General features: G+C 56.6%; 24 protein-coding genes. 11 read left to right on the top strand and 13 right to left on the bottom strand.

Annotated features, from left to right (window positions below):
• Positions 1-405: a DUF2177 family protein gene (locus QQX03_RS08310; RefSeq protein ID WP_285975287.1), complete on the bottom strand. Its 405-nt coding sequence runs from the start codon at positions 403-405 to the stop codon at positions 1-3.
• A gap of 87 nt (positions 406-492) precedes the next feature.
• On the opposite strand from QQX03_RS08310, the gene QQX03_RS08305 reads away from it, so the two are divergent.
• The 9 genes from QQX03_RS08305 to tgt all read left to right on the top strand — a co-directional run bounded on the left by QQX03_RS08305 (position 493) and on the right by tgt (position 7,650).
• Positions 493-738, top strand: coding sequence for an exodeoxyribonuclease VII small subunit (locus QQX03_RS08305; protein WP_285975286.1), 246 nt, complete (start codon positions 493-495; stop codon positions 736-738).
• A gap of 16 nt (positions 739-754) precedes the next feature.
• Positions 755-1,648, top strand: coding sequence for a polyprenyl synthetase family protein (locus tag QQX03_RS08300; RefSeq protein ID WP_285976988.1), 894 nt, complete (start codon positions 755-757; stop codon positions 1,646-1,648).
• Positions 1,645-2,148 carry a pantetheine-phosphate adenylyltransferase gene (gene coaD / locus QQX03_RS08295; RefSeq protein WP_285975285.1) on the top strand — a complete coding sequence of 168 codons (504 nt, stop codon included), beginning with the start codon at positions 1,645-1,647 and terminating at the stop codon, positions 2,146-2,148. Before QQX03_RS08300 ends, coaD begins: the two co-directional genes overlap by 4 nt.
• An 89-nt stretch (positions 2,149-2,237) precedes the next feature.
• Positions 2,238-2,924: a peptidylprolyl isomerase gene (locus QQX03_RS08290; RefSeq protein ID WP_285976987.1), complete on the top strand. Its 687-nt coding sequence runs from the start codon at positions 2,238-2,240 to the stop codon at positions 2,922-2,924.
• A 44-nt stretch (positions 2,925-2,968) separates the two neighbouring features.
• Complete coding sequence (gene queA / locus QQX03_RS08285; RefSeq protein WP_285975284.1) at positions 2,969-4,003, top strand: tRNA preQ1(34) S-adenosylmethionine ribosyltransferase-isomerase QueA; 1,035 nt, start codon at positions 2,969-2,971, stop codon at positions 4,001-4,003.
• 9 nt (positions 4,004-4,012) lie between these two features.
• Positions 4,013-4,954 carry an ABC transporter ATP-binding protein gene (locus QQX03_RS08280; RefSeq protein ID WP_285975283.1) on the top strand — a complete coding sequence of 314 codons (942 nt, stop codon included), beginning with the start codon at positions 4,013-4,015 and terminating at the stop codon, positions 4,952-4,954.
• The gene (locus tag QQX03_RS08275; RefSeq protein WP_432762851.1) at positions 4,954-5,721 is read left to right on the top strand and encodes an ABC transporter permease; all 768 of its coding nucleotides are present in this window, start codon (positions 4,954-4,956) and stop codon (positions 5,719-5,721) included. Before QQX03_RS08280 ends, QQX03_RS08275 begins: the two co-directional genes overlap by 1 nt.
• Before the next feature lie 157 nt (positions 5,722-5,878).
• Positions 5,879-6,427 carry a hypothetical protein gene (locus QQX03_RS08270; protein WP_285975281.1) on the top strand — a complete coding sequence of 183 codons (549 nt, stop codon included), beginning with the start codon at positions 5,879-5,881 and terminating at the stop codon, positions 6,425-6,427.
• Between the two features lie 95 nt (positions 6,428-6,522).
• A complete protein-coding gene (gene tgt / locus QQX03_RS08265) occupies positions 6,523-7,650 on the top strand; it encodes a tRNA guanosine(34) transglycosylase Tgt (protein WP_285975280.1) in 1,128 nt (375 codons plus the stop codon).
• On the opposite strand, the gene QQX03_RS11525 is transcribed toward tgt, so the two are convergent.
• Positions 7,647-8,036 carry an NAD(P)H-dependent oxidoreductase gene (locus tag QQX03_RS11525; RefSeq protein ID WP_349665835.1) on the bottom strand — a complete coding sequence of 130 codons (390 nt, stop codon included), beginning with the start codon at positions 8,034-8,036 and terminating at the stop codon, positions 7,647-7,649. The two genes, tgt and QQX03_RS11525, sit on opposite strands and share 4 nt — an antisense overlap.
• An 18-nt stretch (positions 8,037-8,054) precedes the next feature.
• Here QQX03_RS11525 and QQX03_RS11520 point away from each other — a divergent pair, with 18 nt between their 5' ends.
• On the top strand, positions 8,055-8,195 hold the full coding sequence (locus tag QQX03_RS11520) for a hypothetical protein (RefSeq protein ID WP_349665834.1): 141 nt from the start codon (positions 8,055-8,057) through the stop codon (positions 8,193-8,195).
• Between the two features lie 174 nt (positions 8,196-8,369).
• Here the strand turns inward: QQX03_RS11520 and rpsD are convergent, their stop codons facing one another.
• Positions 8,370-8,984: a 30S ribosomal protein S4 gene (gene rpsD, locus QQX03_RS08255; RefSeq protein WP_285975279.1), complete on the bottom strand. Its 615-nt coding sequence runs from the start codon at positions 8,982-8,984 to the stop codon at positions 8,370-8,372.
• 216 nt (positions 8,985-9,200) lie between these two features.
• Here rpsD and QQX03_RS08250 point away from each other — a divergent pair, with 216 nt between their 5' ends.
• On the top strand, positions 9,201-9,512 hold the full coding sequence (locus QQX03_RS08250; protein WP_285975278.1) for a chorismate mutase: 312 nt from the start codon (positions 9,201-9,203) through the stop codon (positions 9,510-9,512).
• 30 nt (positions 9,513-9,542) lie between these two features.
• Here the strand turns inward: QQX03_RS08250 and QQX03_RS08245 are convergent, their stop codons facing one another.
• The 10 genes from QQX03_RS08245 to QQX03_RS08200 all read right to left on the bottom strand — a co-directional run bounded on the left by QQX03_RS08245 (position 9,543) and on the right by QQX03_RS08200 (position 18,293).
• Entirely contained in the window at positions 9,543-9,758 is a 216-nt protein-coding gene (locus QQX03_RS08245) for a hypothetical protein (RefSeq protein ID WP_285975277.1), read from the bottom strand.
• Positions 9,759-9,862: 104 nt separating this feature from the next.
• Positions 9,863-10,588 carry an RNA methyltransferase gene (locus QQX03_RS08240; protein WP_285975276.1) on the bottom strand — a complete coding sequence of 242 codons (726 nt, stop codon included), beginning with the start codon at positions 10,586-10,588 and terminating at the stop codon, positions 9,863-9,865.
• Positions 10,575-11,045: a transcriptional regulator NrdR gene (gene nrdR / locus QQX03_RS08235; RefSeq protein WP_285975275.1), complete on the bottom strand. Its 471-nt coding sequence runs from the start codon at positions 11,043-11,045 to the stop codon at positions 10,575-10,577. The genes QQX03_RS08240 and nrdR overlap by 14 nt, the downstream gene beginning before the upstream one ends.
• 20 nt (positions 11,046-11,065) lie before the next feature.
• A complete protein-coding gene (locus QQX03_RS08230; protein WP_285975274.1) occupies positions 11,066-11,284 on the bottom strand; it encodes a hypothetical protein in 219 nt (72 codons plus the stop codon).
• A gap of 3 nt (positions 11,285-11,287) precedes the next feature.
• On the bottom strand, positions 11,288-12,598 hold the full coding sequence (gene glyA, locus QQX03_RS08225) for a serine hydroxymethyltransferase (protein WP_285975273.1): 1,311 nt from the start codon (positions 12,596-12,598) through the stop codon (positions 11,288-11,290).
• Entirely contained in the window at positions 12,595-13,059 is a 465-nt protein-coding gene (rpiB, locus tag QQX03_RS08220) for a ribose 5-phosphate isomerase B (protein WP_285975272.1), read from the bottom strand. The genes glyA and rpiB overlap by 4 nt, the downstream gene beginning before the upstream one ends.
• 69 nt (positions 13,060-13,128) lie before the next feature.
• Positions 13,129-13,752 carry a ParA family protein gene (locus QQX03_RS08215; protein ID WP_285975271.1) on the bottom strand — a complete coding sequence of 208 codons (624 nt, stop codon included), beginning with the start codon at positions 13,750-13,752 and terminating at the stop codon, positions 13,129-13,131.
• A 93-nt stretch (positions 13,753-13,845) separates the two neighbouring features.
• On the bottom strand, positions 13,846-15,867 hold the full coding sequence (rpoD, locus tag QQX03_RS08210) for an RNA polymerase sigma factor RpoD (protein WP_285975270.1): 2,022 nt from the start codon (positions 15,865-15,867) through the stop codon (positions 13,846-13,848).
• A 9-nt stretch (positions 15,868-15,876) separates the two neighbouring features.
• Positions 15,877-17,763 (bottom strand): DNA primase, encoded by a 1,887-nt coding sequence (dnaG, locus tag QQX03_RS08205; protein ID WP_285975269.1) that lies wholly within the window; start codon positions 17,761-17,763, stop codon positions 15,877-15,879.
• A gap of 65 nt (positions 17,764-17,828) precedes the next feature.
• On the bottom strand, positions 17,829-18,293 hold the full coding sequence (locus QQX03_RS08200) for a GatB/YqeY domain-containing protein (protein ID WP_285975268.1): 465 nt from the start codon (positions 18,291-18,293) through the stop codon (positions 17,829-17,831).
• Positions 18,294-18,375: the final 82 nt, after the last annotated feature.

Raw genomic sequence — 18,375 nt, 5'->3', positions numbered from 1 at the left:
TTAACCAGAGAACTTGAGAGTGACCCAGGTGGCAATCGCCGCCGAGGTTCCGGTTACAAATGTCCCCCACAAGATATCCGCGACGCTGATGTGTGTCGCCCAAACCTTGAACACAGCCTGGCTTGTCAGGTCAAAAGTGGCGTAGCAAACCGCGCCGAGTATCGCGCCATTGAGCAGCGCAGTAGACACTTGCCCGCTTTCAAGCCCGGGCTTGATCGCGAACCAGCACATTCCGGCGAGGTAAACGAGATAGAATGCAGCCGCAGGCGCAATACGGAAGTTTTCCGCCATGATCTCGCCAATCACGGGCTCATACAAATTCGGGCCCGCCCATCGAAGCCATATTGCATCCATAACGCCGAACACGATGGCGGCGGAGATGTAGGCTATTACCCACTTTGTCATTCACGACTCCCATTCTATTGCATCGCAGCTTGACCGTCGGCATGAGGGCGGTCAATGCTTCTTGCCAGTCAGGGGATCAGAAAAGACGTGTCAGAGAAAGACTTTAGCCAATTGAGTTTCGAGCAGGCATTGATTGCACTGGAAGAAGTGGTCCAGCAGCTGGAAAGCGGCAGCGTTCCGCTCGATCAATCAATTACGCTTTATGAACGCGGTGAGAAGTTGCGAAAGCTGTGCCAAGCCCGGCTTGATGATGCGCAGGCACGCATTGAGAAGATCGTGACAGACGCCAACGGTGCGGCCAGTTCGACTGTCCAATTCGATACCGACGGATAGGTCGGTGTCTTTGGGGATGGAACACAGTCTGTTGAAAGAAGGTCTCGCGCGGGTTCAACGCGAAGTGGACAGCGTTTTTGACGCGATTTTGCCGGTGCCGCAGGACAGCCGGGCGCGTCTGGTAGAGGCTATGCGCTACGCAGCGATTGGCGGCGGCAAGCGTGTTCGCCCGCTGCTGTTGGTTAGCACAGCCGAAATGTTCGGTGTGAACCGGGATGCTGCATTGCGCGCTGCCTGTGCAGTGGAAGCGATCCATGTCTACTCCCTGATCCACGATGACTTGCCGTGTATGGATGATGACTCGCTGCGCCACGGGAAGCCTACGGTTCATGTGGAGTTCGATGAGGCAACTGCGGTTCTGGCAGGTGATTCATTGCATGCGCTCGCGTTTGAAATTCTTGCGGACACGGACACCAGTGAAGATCCGTTCACCCGATCCGAACTGATCCTGACACTCGGTACCGCTAGCGGCAAGGACGGTATGGCTGGCGGCCAGATGATGGATATGATGGCCGAGGGTGAAGACTATGATCTCCACACAATCACGCGCTTGCAGCAACTGAAAACTGGCGCATTGCTGGCCGCTTCTGTCGAAATGGGAGCGATCCTGGGCCATGTTCAGCCTGAGGGAAGGGGGCACCTGCGCGCCTATGCGCGCGACATCGGGCTCGCTTTCCAAATTGCAGATGATCTGCTCGATGTGGAAGGCGATGCCGAGATAGCCGGAAAGGCTCTGCGCAAGGATGAGCGCCAAGGCAAGCAGACTTTCGTGACACTGATGGGCGTGGACAAGGCTCGGGAACAGGCGCGCGCGCTGGTCGATCAGGCGATCGGTCATTTGTCAGTGCACGGCGATGATGCCAAGATGCTGGCTGCAGTCGCGCGTTACATTGTGGAGAGGGACAGGTGAAGAAACGCATAGGTATCTATCCGGGCACATTTGACCCGATCACCCTGGGCCATATGGACATCATTGAACGTGGCGCGAAGCTGGTTGATGAGCTGATCATCGGTGTGACGACAAACGCCGCCAAATCACCCATGTTTTCCGATGATGAACGAATCGCGATGGTAAAGCGCGAGGTTGCGGGGATCGGTGATGGCAGCATCCGGGTAGTCGGGTTTGACTCTCTGTTGGTCGATTTTGCCGATGAAATGGGCGCGGGCACGGTCATTCGCGGCATTCGGGGTGTCACAGACTTCGAATACGAATATCAACTCACCGGCATGAACCGCCAACTTAATCATGACGTCGAGACAGTGTTCCTGATGGCAGATATCTCTTTGCAGCATATTGCGAGCAGGCTGGTCAAAGAGGTTGCGATCTACGGCGGAGAAATATCCAAGTTCGTGACCGCTTCCGTGCGCGAAGACGTGATAGCGCGGGTTCCAAAACAGCGCTCTGTGTAGAGTGGGGCGATCATTCATTGCGGCGACAGATGCTTGCCGCTAGATCGCATGTCAGAAAATCAGGACATTAAGATCGCGTGACCTTGAACATGATGAAGAAAATACTCGCAGCCTCTATTTCAGCGGCCTTGCTTGGCCTTCCGGCCGCGGCGCCTGCACAAGACGCTGAGACTGAGGCCGTTGAACAGGCGCCGGCTTCCGCGGTTCAATATTCGATCAATTACGATGTGACAGCGGACCCTGACAATGTTTGGCTGCTCGATCTATCCAATGGTGAGCGTGTTGCAATCCGCCTGATGCCGGGTTGGGCGCCCAACCATGTCGAGCGTGTAAAGACACTGACCCGTACCGGGTTCTACGATGGTGTGATCTTTCACCGTGTCATCGACGGCTTTATGGCGCAGGGCGGCGATCCCACCGGCACTGGGCAAGGCGGCTCTGCGATGCCTGACCTTGAGGAAGAATTTAATCCGCGCCCGCACATTCGCGGAACTGTTTCGATGGCCCGCGCGACAGATGAGAACAGCGCGAACAGCCAGTTCTTCATTGTATTCTATCCTCGTTTCAGCCTAGACAAACGTTACACCAACTTTGGCCGCGTGATTTCGAATATGGACGGGGTGGATACGATCACTCGCGGCGAACCGCCTGCCAATCCTACGCGCATTCTTCAGGCCAGCATTGCTTCGGACAATAAGCCGCAGCTGTTCCCGCAGCCCGAGGCGCCGGTTGAAGAAGAGATCACTGCTGATCTTCTCAGCGCGCCGCTAAGCTAATCTCTCTTTCCATTGCGATTGGTGCACCTTAAGGCGCGCCAATCATGCGTGTTGATCTATTTGACTTCGAGCTCCCGCAAGAACTGATCGCGCTGCGTCCCGTGCGCCCACGTGATGCGGCGCGCATGCTCTATGTTCCGGGCGAGGGCGCATTTGAAGACTTGGGTGTGCGGGACCTGCCGAGGCTTCTCAAACGGGGCGATGTACTGGTGTTCAACGACACCCGTGTCATTCCCGCGCAGTTAGAAGGCCGTCGTGCAGGCGGAGTGGCCAGGATCGGAGCGACTTTGCACAAGCGTGAGGATCTGCGCCGATGGATCGCGTTCATTCGTAATGCGAAGCGTCTGAAGGAAGGCGATCAGATTGTTTTCGGCGGCGGCGTGACCGCCACTGCAGAGAAGCGAAATTCGGACGGCAGCTTCACACTGTTTTTCGAGGGTGATGAACCCGTCGAAGTGTTGCTTGACCGTGCAGGCACAATGCCATTGCCGCCCTATATCGCGGGCAAGCGCCAGATCGACGCGCAGGATTATGAAGATTACCAGTCGATGTTTGCGCAAGAGGATGGCGCAGTTGCTGCACCAACGGCTTCCTTGCATTTCACAGAACGCCTGGTTTCAGAATTGGACGCAGCCGGTATCCAGCACGAAACGCTGACCCTGCATGTCGGTGCGGGCACATTCCTGCCGGTTAAGGCCGATGACACCGACGACCATCAGATGCATTCGGAATGGGGGCGGATTACGCCTCAAGTTGCTGAGCGCCTCAACGCAACGCGCGCTGCAGGAGGGCGGATTATTGCAGTTGGGACAACCTCACTGAGGCTGCTGGAAAGCGCGGCCCGCGAAGATCGAACCATTGCCCCGTTTGAAGGTGACACCGATATTTTCATCACGCCGGGATACCGCTTCAAGGGTGTCGACGGGTTGATGACAAACTTCCATCTGCCCAAATCCACACTGATGATGCTTGTCAGCGCGCTCATCGGTCGCGAACGCATGATGGAAGCTTATGAGCATGCAATTTTGCATGGCTACAGGTTCTATTCGTATGGTGACTCATCATTATTGCTGCCCTAATCGGTTGCAATGAACGAACCGATCCTTGAGCTGCATGGCCTCAGCAAAGTCTATCCCAGTGGTCTCAAAGCGCTGGACAGTGTTGATCTGGAGATCCGGCAGGGTGAGATATTCGCGCTGCTTGGGCCTAACGGAGCCGGCAAGACTACATTGATCGGTGCGGTTTGCGGTCTGGTCCGACCAACTTCTGGCACGATACGCGCGTTCGGGCATGATCTTGCCAGGAACTGGCGGCATGCCAGAGCGCGGATAGGCTTGGTGCCGCAAGAACTCTCTACAGACATGTTCGAACCGGTGATTGACGCGGTCAGCTATTCACGCGGCCTTTTCGGCTATCCACCCGATCCTGGCAGGATTGAAGAGATACTGCGCGCGCTTAGCCTTTGGGACAAGCGCGGCGAAAGGATCATGGCGCTCTCAGGCGGCATGAAACGACGTGTGCTGATCGCGAAGGCGCTGGCCCATGAACCTGACTTGCTTTTCCTCGACGAACCCACCGCTGGGGTAGACGTCGAGTTGCGCAAAGGCATGTGGGAGCTGATCGGCACCATGCGCGAACGCGGTGTTACAATCATCCTGACCACCCATTACATCGAAGAGGCCGAAGAAATGGCGGACCGTGTCGGGATTATCAATCAGGGACGCTTGCTGATGGTCGACGACAAGGCTGCCATGATGCAGCGTTTGGGCCGGACTGAAGCACATATCGAGCTGGCTTCACCTCTTGCCGAGTTGCCGAAAGCACTCGCTCACTTTCCTGTCGAGATCGAGCAAGGTGGACGTTCGCTGTGTTATCGCGGCGGCGATGGCACAGGCAAGGGCAAGTCCGAGGTTGCTGAACTGACAAAGGCACTGACCGCAGCTGGCATCGACTACACCGGCATCGATGTGCACGAGAGTTCGCTTGAAGATATCTTCGTATCACTGCTTGGCGAAGAGGAACTGGCATGATGGGGTTCAATTTTCGCGGCGCATGGTCGATCTTCAAACGTGAGGTCACCCGCGCTTTTCGCACTGCGTTCCAGTCGATCCTTGCGCCAGTCCTGACGACATCGCTGTATTTCATTGTGTTTGGATCGGCGATCGGCAGCCGGATGGAACCGATTGATGGTGTGCAATATGGCGCGTTCATTATCCCTGGACTGTTGATGCTTACCTTGCTGGGTGAGACGACTTCGAACGCTAGTTTCGGCATTTACATGCCGCGGTTTACGGGAACCATCTACGAATTGCTTTCTGCGCCCGTTGGCGTCGCGGAGACACTAATTGGTTTTGTCGGCGCGGCAGCCGCGAAAAGCCTGATCCTGGCCAGCATTATCCTGATTACCGCAAACCTGTTTGTCGATTACACCATCGCGCACCCGATCCTGGCGGTGATTTATATCATGCTGGTCGCTGCAAGCTTTTCACTCTTCGGCTTCATCCTTGGCGTATGGGCGGACAATTTCGAGAAGCTTGGCATTATTCCGATGTTGTTCTTAACCCCTCTGACCTTCCTCGGTGGCACGTTTTATTCGATCGACATGTTGCCAGAGCCGTGGGGCAAGATAGCGCTCGCCAATCCGATCGTTTATCTGGTCAGCGGGCTGCGTTGGACATTCTATGGCAGTGGAGACGTAGGCTTTGGCCTGTCTCTGGGTATCACGCTGGGATTTTTGGCAGCCTGTACAGCGATAATTGCTTTCATCTTCAAGACCGGATGGCGCCTGAGAGCCTAACCAGAACGCGCTGTGTGTTACCGTATTACAACACCCTCAGATTATCGAATATAAACAGTAAAATGCGACTTTAAGTTGCCTTGTTGGCCTCGGGCTTGGGAACGATATGGGCTGCGCCGCTCGCCCCCTGAGCGGTGAAGAATGAAAGTACAAAAGAATGAAAAAGCAGTTTGTAGCAGGGCTGTTCGCAGCGGCTATGATGACGCCAGCCGCTGCGCTGGCTCAGGATTCCAACGAAACCGAAACATTCATCGGCGTATCAGCTGGCTACCATGATCTTGGTATCGGTTCCGACGAAGCCGAGGGTTTCGATATTGACGATGCAAGCCCGATTTTCGGTGTGGTTGCGGGCGTCGATTTCCCCATTGGTGGTGATCTGTTCGCCGGTGTTGAAGGCAACTTCCACTTCGGCACAGATGCAGTCGACTATGAATATGGCGCGCTGGCTCGCTTCGGTATCGTCGATTCAAGCGGCACCAAATACTACCTGCGTGGTGGCTACCAGGAAATCGAACTCGACGTTGAAGAAATTCTGAATGTTGAGCTCGACGATGGCGACCTGGACGGTGTTGACACCAGCGATGGTGATCTGATCGTCGGTGCTGGCATCGATATTCCGCTCGCTGGCGGAAAGCTGCGTTTCAATGTCGACACAGTTTCGTTCGACACGGTCCGTGGCACCACTGGATTCGTTTTCTCTTTCTAATCATCGAGAAACAGGAACAGGCCGGCGGTGAGTTGCATCGTCGGCCTTTTTCTTTTGAGTGACATGATTGTCTCTGGCGGCTAGCGGGTAGCGCCATGAGCGAACGGTTCAAATTCACTATAAGCGCCACGGACGGCAAGGCCCGCACCGGGTGTATCAAGATGCAGCGGGGCGACATTCGCACGCCTGCCTTCATGCCCGTTGGGACCGCCGCGACGGTGAAGGCGATGAAGCCGGAGATGGTGCGAGAGATTGGCGCGGACATTATCCTTGGCAATACCTATCACCTGATGCTGCGCCCCGGTGCAGAGCGTGTTGCGCGCTTGGGCGGGTTGCATAGCTTCATGAACTGGCAGCGGCCGATCCTGACAGATAGTGGCGGCTATCAGGTTATGAGCTTATCCGATCTGCGCAAGCTAACCGAGCAAGGCGTCGAGTTCCGCAGCCATATCGATGGCTCCAAGCATATGCTCACGCCAGAAAGATCGATGGAGATACAGCGCTTGCTTGGGTCCGACATCGTCATGGCGTTTGACGAATGTCCGCGTGCAGATCAGCCCCGTGATGTGATCGCAGAAAGCATGGAGCTGTCGATGCGTTGGGCAAAGCGCAGCCGGGATGGCTTTGATAGCGGCGGAGAACACGCCGCAAAATCAGCCTTGTTCGGTATCCAACAGGGCGCGCTTGATGAAGATTTGCGCCAAATCAGCGCCGACAAGCTAACCGAGATCGGCTTTGATGGCTATGCAGTCGGCGGGCTTGCAGTGGGCGAGGGGCAAGAGGCAATGTTCGCAACGCTCGACTTTGCCCCAGACCAGCTACCTCAAGACAAACCGCGTTATCTAATGGGGGTTGGCAAGCCCGATGATCTGGTTGGCGCGGTGGAACGCGGGATAGATATGTTCGATTGCGTGTTGCCTACGCGATCAGGGCGCAATGGTCAGGCCTTTACCTGGCACGGGCCGCTTAATCTACGCAACGCCAAACACGCAGAAGACACCGGCCCGCTTGATGAAAGATGCGCCTGCGATGTCTGCAATACGTACTCGCGCGCCTATCTGCATCACCTGCAGAAATCGGGTGAGATCCTGGGGGCTATGCTGGTGACTGAGCACAATCTCAGTTTCTATCAGCAGTTGATGCAGGCCATGCGCGATGCGATTGCCGAAGAGCGCTTTGCAACGTTTGCTGCTGATTTCCGCCGTGATTACCTGTCCGCTTAGCGGTTCAAGAAGCTCTTCAGCCTTGCGCGCTTTTTGGCTGCCTCTGAGGGACTTTCGGTTCGCGTCATATTCTCAATTCGTTTGCGCCATTTCGGCAAAGGCTTGTCCGCTTCGCCATGCTTTACGGGTCTGAGGGCGAGAAAACGCACTGGCTTGAATCCACAGAAACCCAGAACCTGAAGTTTCCACCTCTTGATCAGCGCATTGCCATACATCAACCGCAAGAACAGCGGTGGGGTGTCCATAGTTGCGATAACATCGGCGGAGCGCCCTTCCATCAGTTTGTCCCACCAGTTGTCGTCATCATGATAGGCGAAGGTTAGGCCGGGTAAGAGGACGCGATCAAGCAAGCCTTTAAGGTGGGCTGGTTCGCTCCCCCACCACATTGGGAAGGCGACCACCAAATGATCGCAAGCATCCAGCAAGGCAGCGACACGATGGAAGCCCGGCTCTCATCCGGTTCGCTTGGCATAACCATGATGCAAAACCGGATCGAATTGCAGGTCACGCACCGCAATCCGATCGACTTCATCACCGTGTGCTAAACCTGCCTGATACAAGTCGAGAAGATGACTCGTAAGCCGGTTGGCATCAGGGTGCCCGTCAAGGATCAGGATACGCATTTCGCGGAGGATAGGCCCTGCAAAGGGATTTAGGCAAATACAAACAGGGCGGCCCGCAAAGGCCGCCCTGTTTGTATATCGTGCTGATCTCTTGGATTAGCGCGAGTAGAACTCGACCACGAGGTTCGGTTCCATCGTTACCGGATAAGGCACTTCGTCCAGCTTCGGCACGCGGGTGAACTGAACCTTGTCATTGCCGTCAGGGGCAACATAATCAGGAATGTCACGCTCTGGCAGGCTCTGGGCTTCGATAACCAGCGCCATTTCCTTCGCCTTGCTGCCGAGGCTGATCACATCGCCTACATCACAACGACGCGATGCAATGTTGCACTTCACACCGTTCACATAGATGTGGCCATGCGACACGATCTGACGTGCGGCAAAGATGGTTGGTGCAAACTTCGCGCGATACACGATCATGTCGAGACGGCGCTCAAGTAAACCGATCAGATTCTGACCGGTGTCGCCCTTCATTTTGGTTGCATCTTTGTAAGTAGAGCGGAACTGCTTCTCGGTTACGTCGCCGTAATAGCCCTTAAGCTTCTGCTTGGCGCGCAGCTGCAAGCCGAAATCGCTCATCTTGCTCTTGCGGCGCTGACCGTGCTGGCCCGGGCCGTAAGAACGCTTGTTCACCGGGGAATTGGGACGACCCCAGATGTTTTCGCCCATCCGGCGATCAAGTTTATGCTTCGAGCTGGTACGCTTCGTCATGGATTATCCTTCAAATTGCATGAGCCGCCCCTGTGGCGACCATTTAACCCGGCCTCGCTGCGTTTGAGAAAGTTTCAAGCGCGGCTACCGCTTCACCGGGGTGCGGAGCCAATTTGCGAAGGCGCGCAGATAGCAGGATTGTGCACCGCGTCAAGAGGGGGATCGGAGATCAGATGCCCCCTCGACAAACGCGCGCCAGAGGCTAAGAGCGCGGCCATGACTGATACGATTGTTATGGCTGCTGACTGTACTTCCATGATCGAAGTTCGGGCAGGCGTAGATGCAACTGACAGAGAGTTGATTGCGTTGCTTGAGCGCAGGTTTGACTACATGCGTGCCGCCGCGCGGATAAAACCATCGCGTGACACCGTACGGGACGAGGATCGCAAGGCTGCGGTGATCAACGCTGCAGGCGATGCAGCCGAAGCAAGAGGAATGCCTCGTGATCGCATCGAGGCAATCTGGGATCTCCTGGTCGAGAACTCGATCGCCTATGAATTCGAAATCTGGGACGCGACGCGTGATTGATCGAAGTCGCGTTCCAGAAACGAACTGCGTTTAGTTGCCGCGATTGAATTCGCGCCATTCCTTGCTCGTCATGCATACACGCTCTTTCTTGCGTGAACCCATGCCGGTGCTGATCCGGCGGCAAATCGGTTTGTCTTCGGCCTTTTCTTCTTGAGCTTGCTCGGCGGCGCGCTCTTCTTCTTGAACTTCGGGCTGAGCAGGTTCTGCTTGTGCGACCAGCGCAAGAGCTAGCATCGTAGAAAACATGAATAAAATCCTATGGATGGAGAGGGTTGGGGGGTCGCGTACTTTAACTACACGCCCATCTGAATGTCTACAGAAGAACGCTCTGTTTCCTCGAGCGTTCCGCTTTATTTGCGATCACCACGATCAAGCGATGACAACACCCCGCGCAATGTTCGCACTTGCAAGTAATCCCAACCGGGTTTGGTCAGAACTGTCCGCAAGGTCCGTCGGGTAGCTTCTGCCCGCGCTTCCGGCAGAAAATAGCCCTTTGGTTCCAGCATGCGCTCCAGATGTGCGATCAAGCCATCTAGTTCCTCTTGAGGGGCGGGGGGAAGCGCTTCGTCTTCCGCAGTGGGTTGAACCAGATCGGCCTGCTTTGACCATTCATAGGCACACAAGATCACAGCTTGCGCGAGATTGAGTGAGCCGAATTCCGGGTTGATGGGAACTGTAAGGATCGTTCTGGCAAGAGCCACATCCTCTGTTTCCAGACCTGAACGTTCAGGCCCGAACAGGATCGCGCTCTTTCCAATCTCGGCGTGGATCGCGCTGCCTGCTTCGTCCGGCCCGACCACCGGCTTGGTAACGCCGCGCTTGCGCACAGTCGTGGCATAGACGTGGGCACAATCCGCGACAGCTTCGGCTGTGGTCTCGTAGACTCTTGCGCGTTCAAGAACGATATCCGCGCCAGCAGCTGAGGGGCCGGCATCGGGGTTGGGCCAGCCATCGCGCGGCGCAACAATACGCATTTCGGTCAGCCCGAAGTTGAGCATGGCGCGCGCTGCCTTGCCGATATTCTCACCCAGTTGCGGGCGAACCAGCACAAAGACGGGCTGGTTACTTTGTCCCATCTATCGCGGCTTCCTGCACAGTGCTGGCAAATTCTTCGAAGTCCTTGGCCTCTGAGAAGTCGCGATAAACACTGGCAAAGCGGATATAGGCGACGCTGTCGATCTGGCGTAGTCCGTCCATCACCATGCCGCCGATGCGAGAGGAGGCAACTTCGGGATCACCCGCTGTTTCAACCTGTCGCTGGATGCCAGAGACAAGCTGATCGATACGTTCCTGTTCTACCCCACGTTTGCGGCAGGCGAGTGTAACCGATTGCTCCAGCTTGCTGCGATCGAATGCCTCGCGCCGGTCTCCGCTTTTGACAACGATGACTTCGCGCAGCTGGACGCGCTCGAATGTCGTGAAACGCGCACCGCAGCTTGAGCATTGCCGACGCCGCCGGATCGAGGTGTTATCCTCGGTCGGGCGGCTGTCTTTAACCTGCGTGTCATCGTGGGCGCAAAATGGGCAGCGCATGATTTGTCGAAGCTATCCCGCTATTTCTTGACGCGGCTGTAGATCGCGATGCCTACACCCGCGATCAAACCAACAGGCCACGTCACGACGGGCAGAAGCGCGCCTGCGACTGCGCCGACAGTTGCGCCTGTAAGAACTGGCTTGGTTCCAGGGTGCTTCGCGCCCCCTTTGGCGATACCGACAACTTCGTCTTTCACATCTTCGAAGATGTTGCCTTCTTGAGGGTTCTTGTCAGTCATGGTTTAGCTCTCCGGGTAGACAGGAAAGGCTGCGCACAGCTCCGATACCCGACCGCGCACGGCTTCCTCGACCTGAGCATCGCCTTCCGGACCGTTCTTGGCAAGTCCGTCGACCACTTCGGCGATCAGCTTGCCGACCTTGCGGAATTCAGCGGGGCCAAAACCGCGGGTAGTGCCCGCTGGCGTGCCAAGGCGAATACCACTTGTTACAAAGGGGCTGCGCGTATCGTAGGGAATGCCGTTCTTGTTGCAGGTGAGCCACGCGCGGTCGAGGCCCTTTTCGGCATCCTTGCCGGTCACATCCTTGGCAGTCAGATCAACCAGCATGGAATGGTTGTCCGTCCCGCCCGACACGATGCGCAGACCGTTTTCCTCGAGGCTGGCCGCCAGAGCCCGAGCGTTTTCTACCACGGCGCTGGCGTAAGCCTTGAAGTCGGGGCGCAATGCCTCGCGGAATGCAACGGCTTTCGCTGCGACAACATGCATCAGTGGGCCGCCCTGCATACCGGGAAAAACCGCCATATTGATCGGCTTTGTCAGCTCTTCATCGTTCCACAGGATGATCCCTGAACGTGGACCGCGCAGGCTCTTGTGAGTCGTGCTGGTGACCACGTGAGCATGCGGGAAGGGTGAGGGGTGCGCACCGCCAGCGACCAGGCCCGAAATGTGGCTCATATCAACCATCAGATATGCACCGACTTCATCGGCCACCTTGCGGAAAGCCTCCCAGTCCCAAACGCGCGAATAGGCCGTGCCACCTGCGATGATGAGTTTAGGCTTATGCTCTTTCGCGATGGCCATGACATCATCCATGTCGATACGCTCGTCTTCCTTGCGTACGCCATAGGCGACTGGATTGAACCACTTGCCGCTCATGTTCACGGGCGAGCCGTGGGTCAGGTGACCGCCCGAATTGAGGTCTAGGCCCATGAAGGTGTCGCCAGGCTGCAGCAGCGCAAGGAACACGGCCTGATTCATCTGGCTGCCCGAATTGGGTTGAACATTGGCGAAGTTGCACCCGAACAGTTCTTTCGCGCGATCGATTGCGAGTGTTTCAACCACGTCGGCATAGTCGCAACCGCCATAGTAACGCTTGCCGGGATAGCCTTCTGCATATTTGTTGGTGAACACGCTGCCGGTTGCTTCGAGCACGGCCTTTGAAGCAATATTTTCAGACGCGATCAGCTCGATCTTGTCTTGCTGGCGTTTCAGTTCCTTGCCAACCGCCTCTGCGATTTCAGGGTCGGCTTCAGCCAGGTTGTCATGCCAGAAACGGCGCATGATATCGGTATCGGTAGAGGGTGCTGTGCTCATTGGAGAGGCTCAATCGTGTCGGTGTCAAAGGGCGGGTTGGACAATTTGTCGACACGGCGCTGGTGGCGCCCGCCGGCAAATTCGGTGTCTAGAAATGTTGCAACGCAGGCCTTGGCCATTTCGATCCCGATCAGCCGCGCGCCCATGGCAATGCAGTTTGCGTCATTATGCTCGCGGCACAAGGCCGCCGACAAGGGCTCTGAAACCAGGGCGCAGCGCACAGCAGGATTGCGATTGACGCTAATTGAGATTCCGATCCCGCTGCCGCACAAGGCAATTCCGCGCTCTGCTGTGCCATCAGCCACAACTTCGGCCAGCTTGTAGCCATAGTCAGGGTAGTCGACGCTTTCGGTCGAATGGGGCCCAAGGTCTGCAACTTCGTGCCCGGCTTCCATCAGCCACTCTGCAAGCTCTGATTTGAGCTCGGTGGCGGCGTGGTCAGATGCAATCGCGATACGCATATTGACCACATAGGGTAGGGTGATGATTCTCTCTACCCCGAATACCGGCTTTTCTACCGCGATCTGTGATCAGCTTACCTGCTTGCGTGCCCACGCCCAAAGTTTTTTGGCTTCAGCAGCAGCTTTTCCGGTCGCATCGATTTCTGAAGCGACCTCGCCCTTGGCAGAGGATCGGAGGAAGTCCGCGCGCTCGCCAAAGGTCACGGGGCAGGTTTTGAGACCAAACTGTTTTGCGGTCTCTTTGGCTTTTGCGATCTGGCGGGTCGCGCCTGCAGGCACAGCGTTAAGCACGACATAGGCGGGCTTGCCTGCGAACTCGATCATTTCAGCCACAGCTTCGAGGGCGTGCAAGTCAAACGCACGTGGGCGCGAAGGGATCAGCACCAGATCAGCGGCTTTGATTGCTTCGCGCATCGCAGCTTCGGCGTGTGGCGGCGTGTCGATGACCACCACGTCTACTTCGTCCTGCTTATGCGCACGCTCGATGGTCTTCGCGAGCCGGGCAGGGGGGCTGGTGACAACAAACGGGTAGAAATCCCCGCGCCAGTCGCCCCACGTTGCCGCGGTGGCTTGCGGGTCGGTATCGATGACGCAGGCTGGCTGCTTCGCCTGCGCATCGCTCGCGGCCAAGTGCAGGGCGATGGTGGTCTTACCCGACCCGCCCTTTTGGCTGATGATGGCAATGGTTGGCATGGTTCGAAACCCAAAATGCTGCACCGCACAATGGGTATCGCAATTCAAGCTAGAACGCGAGAGCGGAATGCGCCTTTATGGGGAAAACCGACCTTACTGATCCAGGAACGAACGCATTTTCCGGCTGCGGCTTGGGTGCTTTAGCTTGCGCAGCGCCTTCGCTTCGATCTGACGGATACGTTCGCGAGTCACGGAGAACTGCTGGCCTACCTCTTCCAGCGTGTGATCGGTGTTCATGCCGATACCGAAGCGCATGCGCAGCACGCGTTCCTCACGCGGGGTGAGCGATGCGAGCACGCGAGTGACGGTTTCCTTGAGGTTCGCCTGAATCGCGGCATCCACAGGGATAATTGCGTTCTTGTCTTCGATAAAATCGCCCAGATGTGAATCTTCTTCGTCACCGATTGGTGTCTCAAGAGAAATCGGTTCCTTGGCGATCTTCATCACCTTGCGAACCTTTTCCAGCGGCATGGAGAGGCGTGCTGCCATTTCCTCAGGAGTGGGCTCTCGGCCTTCCTCGTGCAGGAATTGGCGCGAGGTGCGTACAAGCTTGTTGATCGTCTCGATCATATGGACCGGGATACGGATAGTGCGCGCCTGATCGGCAATCGAGCGCGTGATCGCCTGTCGGATCCACCAAGTCGCGTAGGTGCTGAACTTGTAGCCGCGGCGGTATTCGAACTTGTCGACCGCTTTCATCAGGCCGATGTTCCCTTCCTGAATTAGGTCAAGGAATTGCAGGCCGCGGTTGGTATATTTCTTGGCGATCGAGATCACCAGGCGAAGGTTGGCCTCAACCATTTCCTTCTTGGCGATACGCGCTTCACGCTCGCCCTTCTGTACCATGTTTACGATTCGGCGGAGTTCAGTCAGCGACATGCCGGTCTGGCTGGCGATGTCTGAGATTTCAGCGCGAATTCGATCAATTGCGTCGGCTTCCTTTTCAGCGAAGGCCGCCCATTTCTTGTCTTTCTTTGCGTTGGCTTCGAGCCAGCCGTCGTCCAGCTCATTGCCGACATAGGCTTTCAGGAAGTCGAGGCGTTTGACTTTATGACGTTCGGCCAACCGCAGCATTTGGCCGCCGAGCGCCGTCAGGCGGCGGTTGAATGCATACAGATTATCCACCAGGAATTCGATCTTGGTGGCGTGGAACTGCATGCTTTCCACTTCACCGGTCAGCTCTTCACCAAGCTTCTCGTAGCGGTTTTCCTTGGCCTTCGGGAATTCATTGCCGGCAGCGAGTGTTTCGACACGCTCGGCCTGGAGTTTTTCGAACTTCTTGAAGGTCTGCGTGATGCGCGCGAAGCGTTCGATTGCGTCAGGTTTTAGCGCTTCTTCCATCTGCGCGAGCGACATGGTGTTGTCTTCATCTTCATCGTCGTCGCTTTTCTTGCCTTCGCCGTCTTCGCCTTCTTCGCCGTCATCTTCGTCTTCGACATCATCATCGTCGCGAATAGTCGGGCCAGCGGTCTCTTCCGAGATATCGTCATCATCGTCATCTTCGGCGCCGTCTTGCAGCTTTTCTGCAGGCGGTTCCTTGGATAGCATCGCGTCGAGATCCAGGATCTCGCGCAGCTGCATTTCTTCATTGTTGAGCGCTTCGGACCACTGAATGATCGCGTGGAACGTGATCGGGCTTTGGCAAAGGCCCATGATCATCATGTCACGGCCAGCCTCAATGCGCTTCGCAATCGCGATTTCGCCTTCACGGCTGAGCAATTCCACTGCGCCCATTTCGCGCAGATACATGCGCACCGGATCGTCGGTTCGGTCACCGGTTGTCGTCTTCTTGGCAGCCGCCGCCGCTGCAGGCTTCTTCGCGTCTTTCTTGCCTTCATCGACCTGCATTTCAGCCACTTCGGCTTCCTGCTCGGCTTCAGCTTCAGCATCTTCGTCACTCTCGACGATCTGCACGCCCATTTCAGACAAAGCGGTCTGGACGTCCTCGATTTTTTCGGAATCCATATCCGTTGGCAAAGCTTCGTTCAGCTCGTCCAGCGTGACGTAGCCCTTCTTCTTTGCCTTGGTCATCAGCTTCTTGATCGAAGCTTCGTTGAGGTCGATCAGCGGAGCGTCGTCATCTTTGTTCGGTGCGCTTTTTGTCCGTGAAGCCATAGGTCCAAATCAGTCCGTGTTCATGTCGGAGAGCTGCTCGAATTCAGCGCCCTCGCGAGAAATTTCTGTCCCGGCCGGTTTCCCGGCCTTGCGTCGTCCAAATTCCTTCAGACGTAAATTCAGTGTAGCCAACCGTTCCCGCAAACGCGTCTGCTCTGCAAACGCCCCTTCTGGGTCTTCATCAAACCGCGCCTTTGCAGCCTCGAGGGCAGACAAGAGGGCCGGCCTCTCGACCAGTAACGCAACGGCTTCAGCCAATTCCTCGCGCGCATCTACCGGGTCGGTGCTTTCTCGCAGGAAAGCGTATCGTTTGTTATCCGGTGGGGCAGGAAGGCCTTCTGCGCCTGATATGGCGACTTGCCCGTGCGAATCAAGCGTTTCTGACAGTTCAAGCAAGCTTTCGACAGTTTCTGTCATTTTTGCATCATTCTGTGCGAGTTTACCCAAGGCTTCGGTGTGCCGGACAATTTCGCTTGGATGCTGCAAAAGCCCATGGATAACCGCGCGCGTAAACTCGTCACGCGCGCCGCCAGACAGAGCGCGTTGCAGCTTGGAGGCGGCATCACTGGAAAGGCGGGGGCTGGGCTGCCAAGTTGAGCGGGAGCCAGGTTTCCAATCGCGTTTAGGGCGTGGTGGAAAAGCGAAATCGGAAAAACGCTCCAGCAATTCACGTTTGTAAAGCGCGCGAATATCGGCATGTTGGATCGTATCGACATGCTCCAGCAAACGCGCTTTCAAGCCGGCCTTGTCCTCTGGCGTACTGAGTTCCTGCGCGTCGCGCTCAAAAATCCACAGGTTGTCGAGCAGGCTGGCCGGGCTCGCGAGTAGTTTTTCAAGCGCACCCGCGCCTTGTTTTTTGATCAGATCATCCGGATCGAGCCCGGCGGGCAGGCGCACAATCGACAATGTCTTTCCAGGTTGCAACATGGGCAAAGCGCGTCCGATCGCTCGCATCGCCGCACGCCGCCCGGCATTGTCGCCATCGAAACACAAAATTGGCGCATCGACCAAGCGCCATAACAAGGTCAGCTGGTTTTCCGTGAGCGCGGTGCCGAGCGGCGCCACCGCATCGGTAATGCCCGCATTGGCCAGCGCGATGACATCCATATAGCCTTCAACCACGACCAAACGATTGGTCTGGCGGCTAGCGGGCCCTGCGCGGTGCAGATTGTAAAGCGTGCGGCCCTTGTCGAACAGCGGGGTGTCGGGCGAGTTTAGGTACTTCGCCATGCCATCGCGCGACTCAAGAATGCGCCCGCCGAATGCGATCACGCGCCCGCGTTGATCCTGTATGGGCAGCATCAACCGGTCACGAAAGCGGTCATAGGGTGTTTTGTCTTCAACACTGATCTGCATTCCGCTTTCGACCAACATTGCGTCATCGAAGTCGGACAATGCGCTTTTCAGGGCGATTTTGCTGTCTGGCGCATAGCCGAAGCCGAATTCTTCGACGATGCGGCGGCTGAAACCTCTTGAGCGCAGATATTCGCGAGCGCTCTCCCCGTCCGGCCCATACAGATTAGCGGCAAACCACTTCTGTGCCGCTTCGGTCACATCGACCAGGCCGGCCCGCTTCTCCGCGCGTTTCGCGGCCACAGGATCGGGGGCCGGAACCTCCATACCTGCCTGCGCAGCCAGTTCCTTGATCGCGTCAATAAAGGGCAGCCCACGCTGGTCGGTCATCCATGAAATTACATCGCCATGCGCGCCGCAGCCGAAGCAGTGGTAGAAACCCTTCTGATCATTGACCGTGAAGCTGGGCGTCTTCTCATTGTGGAACGGGCAGCAAGCCTTCCACTCACGCCCCGCACGTTGCAGCTTGGTCGTCCGCATGATGACGGAAGACAGCGTCACACGTGCGCGCAATTCATCCTTCCATTGCGGGGTTATCGACATAGGTTACCAATGCGCGGGATGCGCGCCATGTTCAAGCGTCGGCTGTGGACCAGCCTGTGCCAATCTCAAGAAAGCGCGGTTTTTACCATTCCGCTGGCGAGCCCCATGTCGAGTTCGGCGCCGTGGCGCTTCTTCAGCTCGCCCATGACGCGGCCCATATCCTTGATCGATTCGGCGCCGACGTCGGCCTTCACCGCTTCGATTGCGGCCTTGGTAGCGGCCTCGTCCATCATCGCGGGCAGAAATTCCTCGATCACTGCCAGTTCAGCGCGTTCCTGATCCGCCAGTTCCTTGCGCCCGCCATCGTCGTACATCTGGATTGATTCCTTGCGCTGCTTGGCCATCTTCTGCAGCACTTCGATGACCAGATCGTCGTCATTATCCGGCGCCTTGCCGGTACGCGCTTCGATATCGCGATCCTTGATCTTGGCGGCGATCAGGCGAAGCGCGGCGGTGCGATCCTTCTCACCTGCCTTCATGGCAGTGATCGTGGCGGCCTTGATGTCATCGCGCAGTTTCGCTTCGGGCATTTGATTGTCTTTCTTGTGGATGGATTCGTATGCAAGCGCCGATAGCGCAAAATACCCTGCACAGATAGGTTGACGGACCCGT

This window comes from Altererythrobacter rubellus, assembly GCF_030284385.1.
Taxonomy (GTDB): Bacteria; Pseudomonadota; Alphaproteobacteria; order Sphingomonadales; family Sphingomonadaceae; genus Erythrobacter; species Erythrobacter rubellus.
Note: the sequence above shows the minus strand (reverse complement) of the source record. Positions and strands in the feature narration are given on the sequence as shown.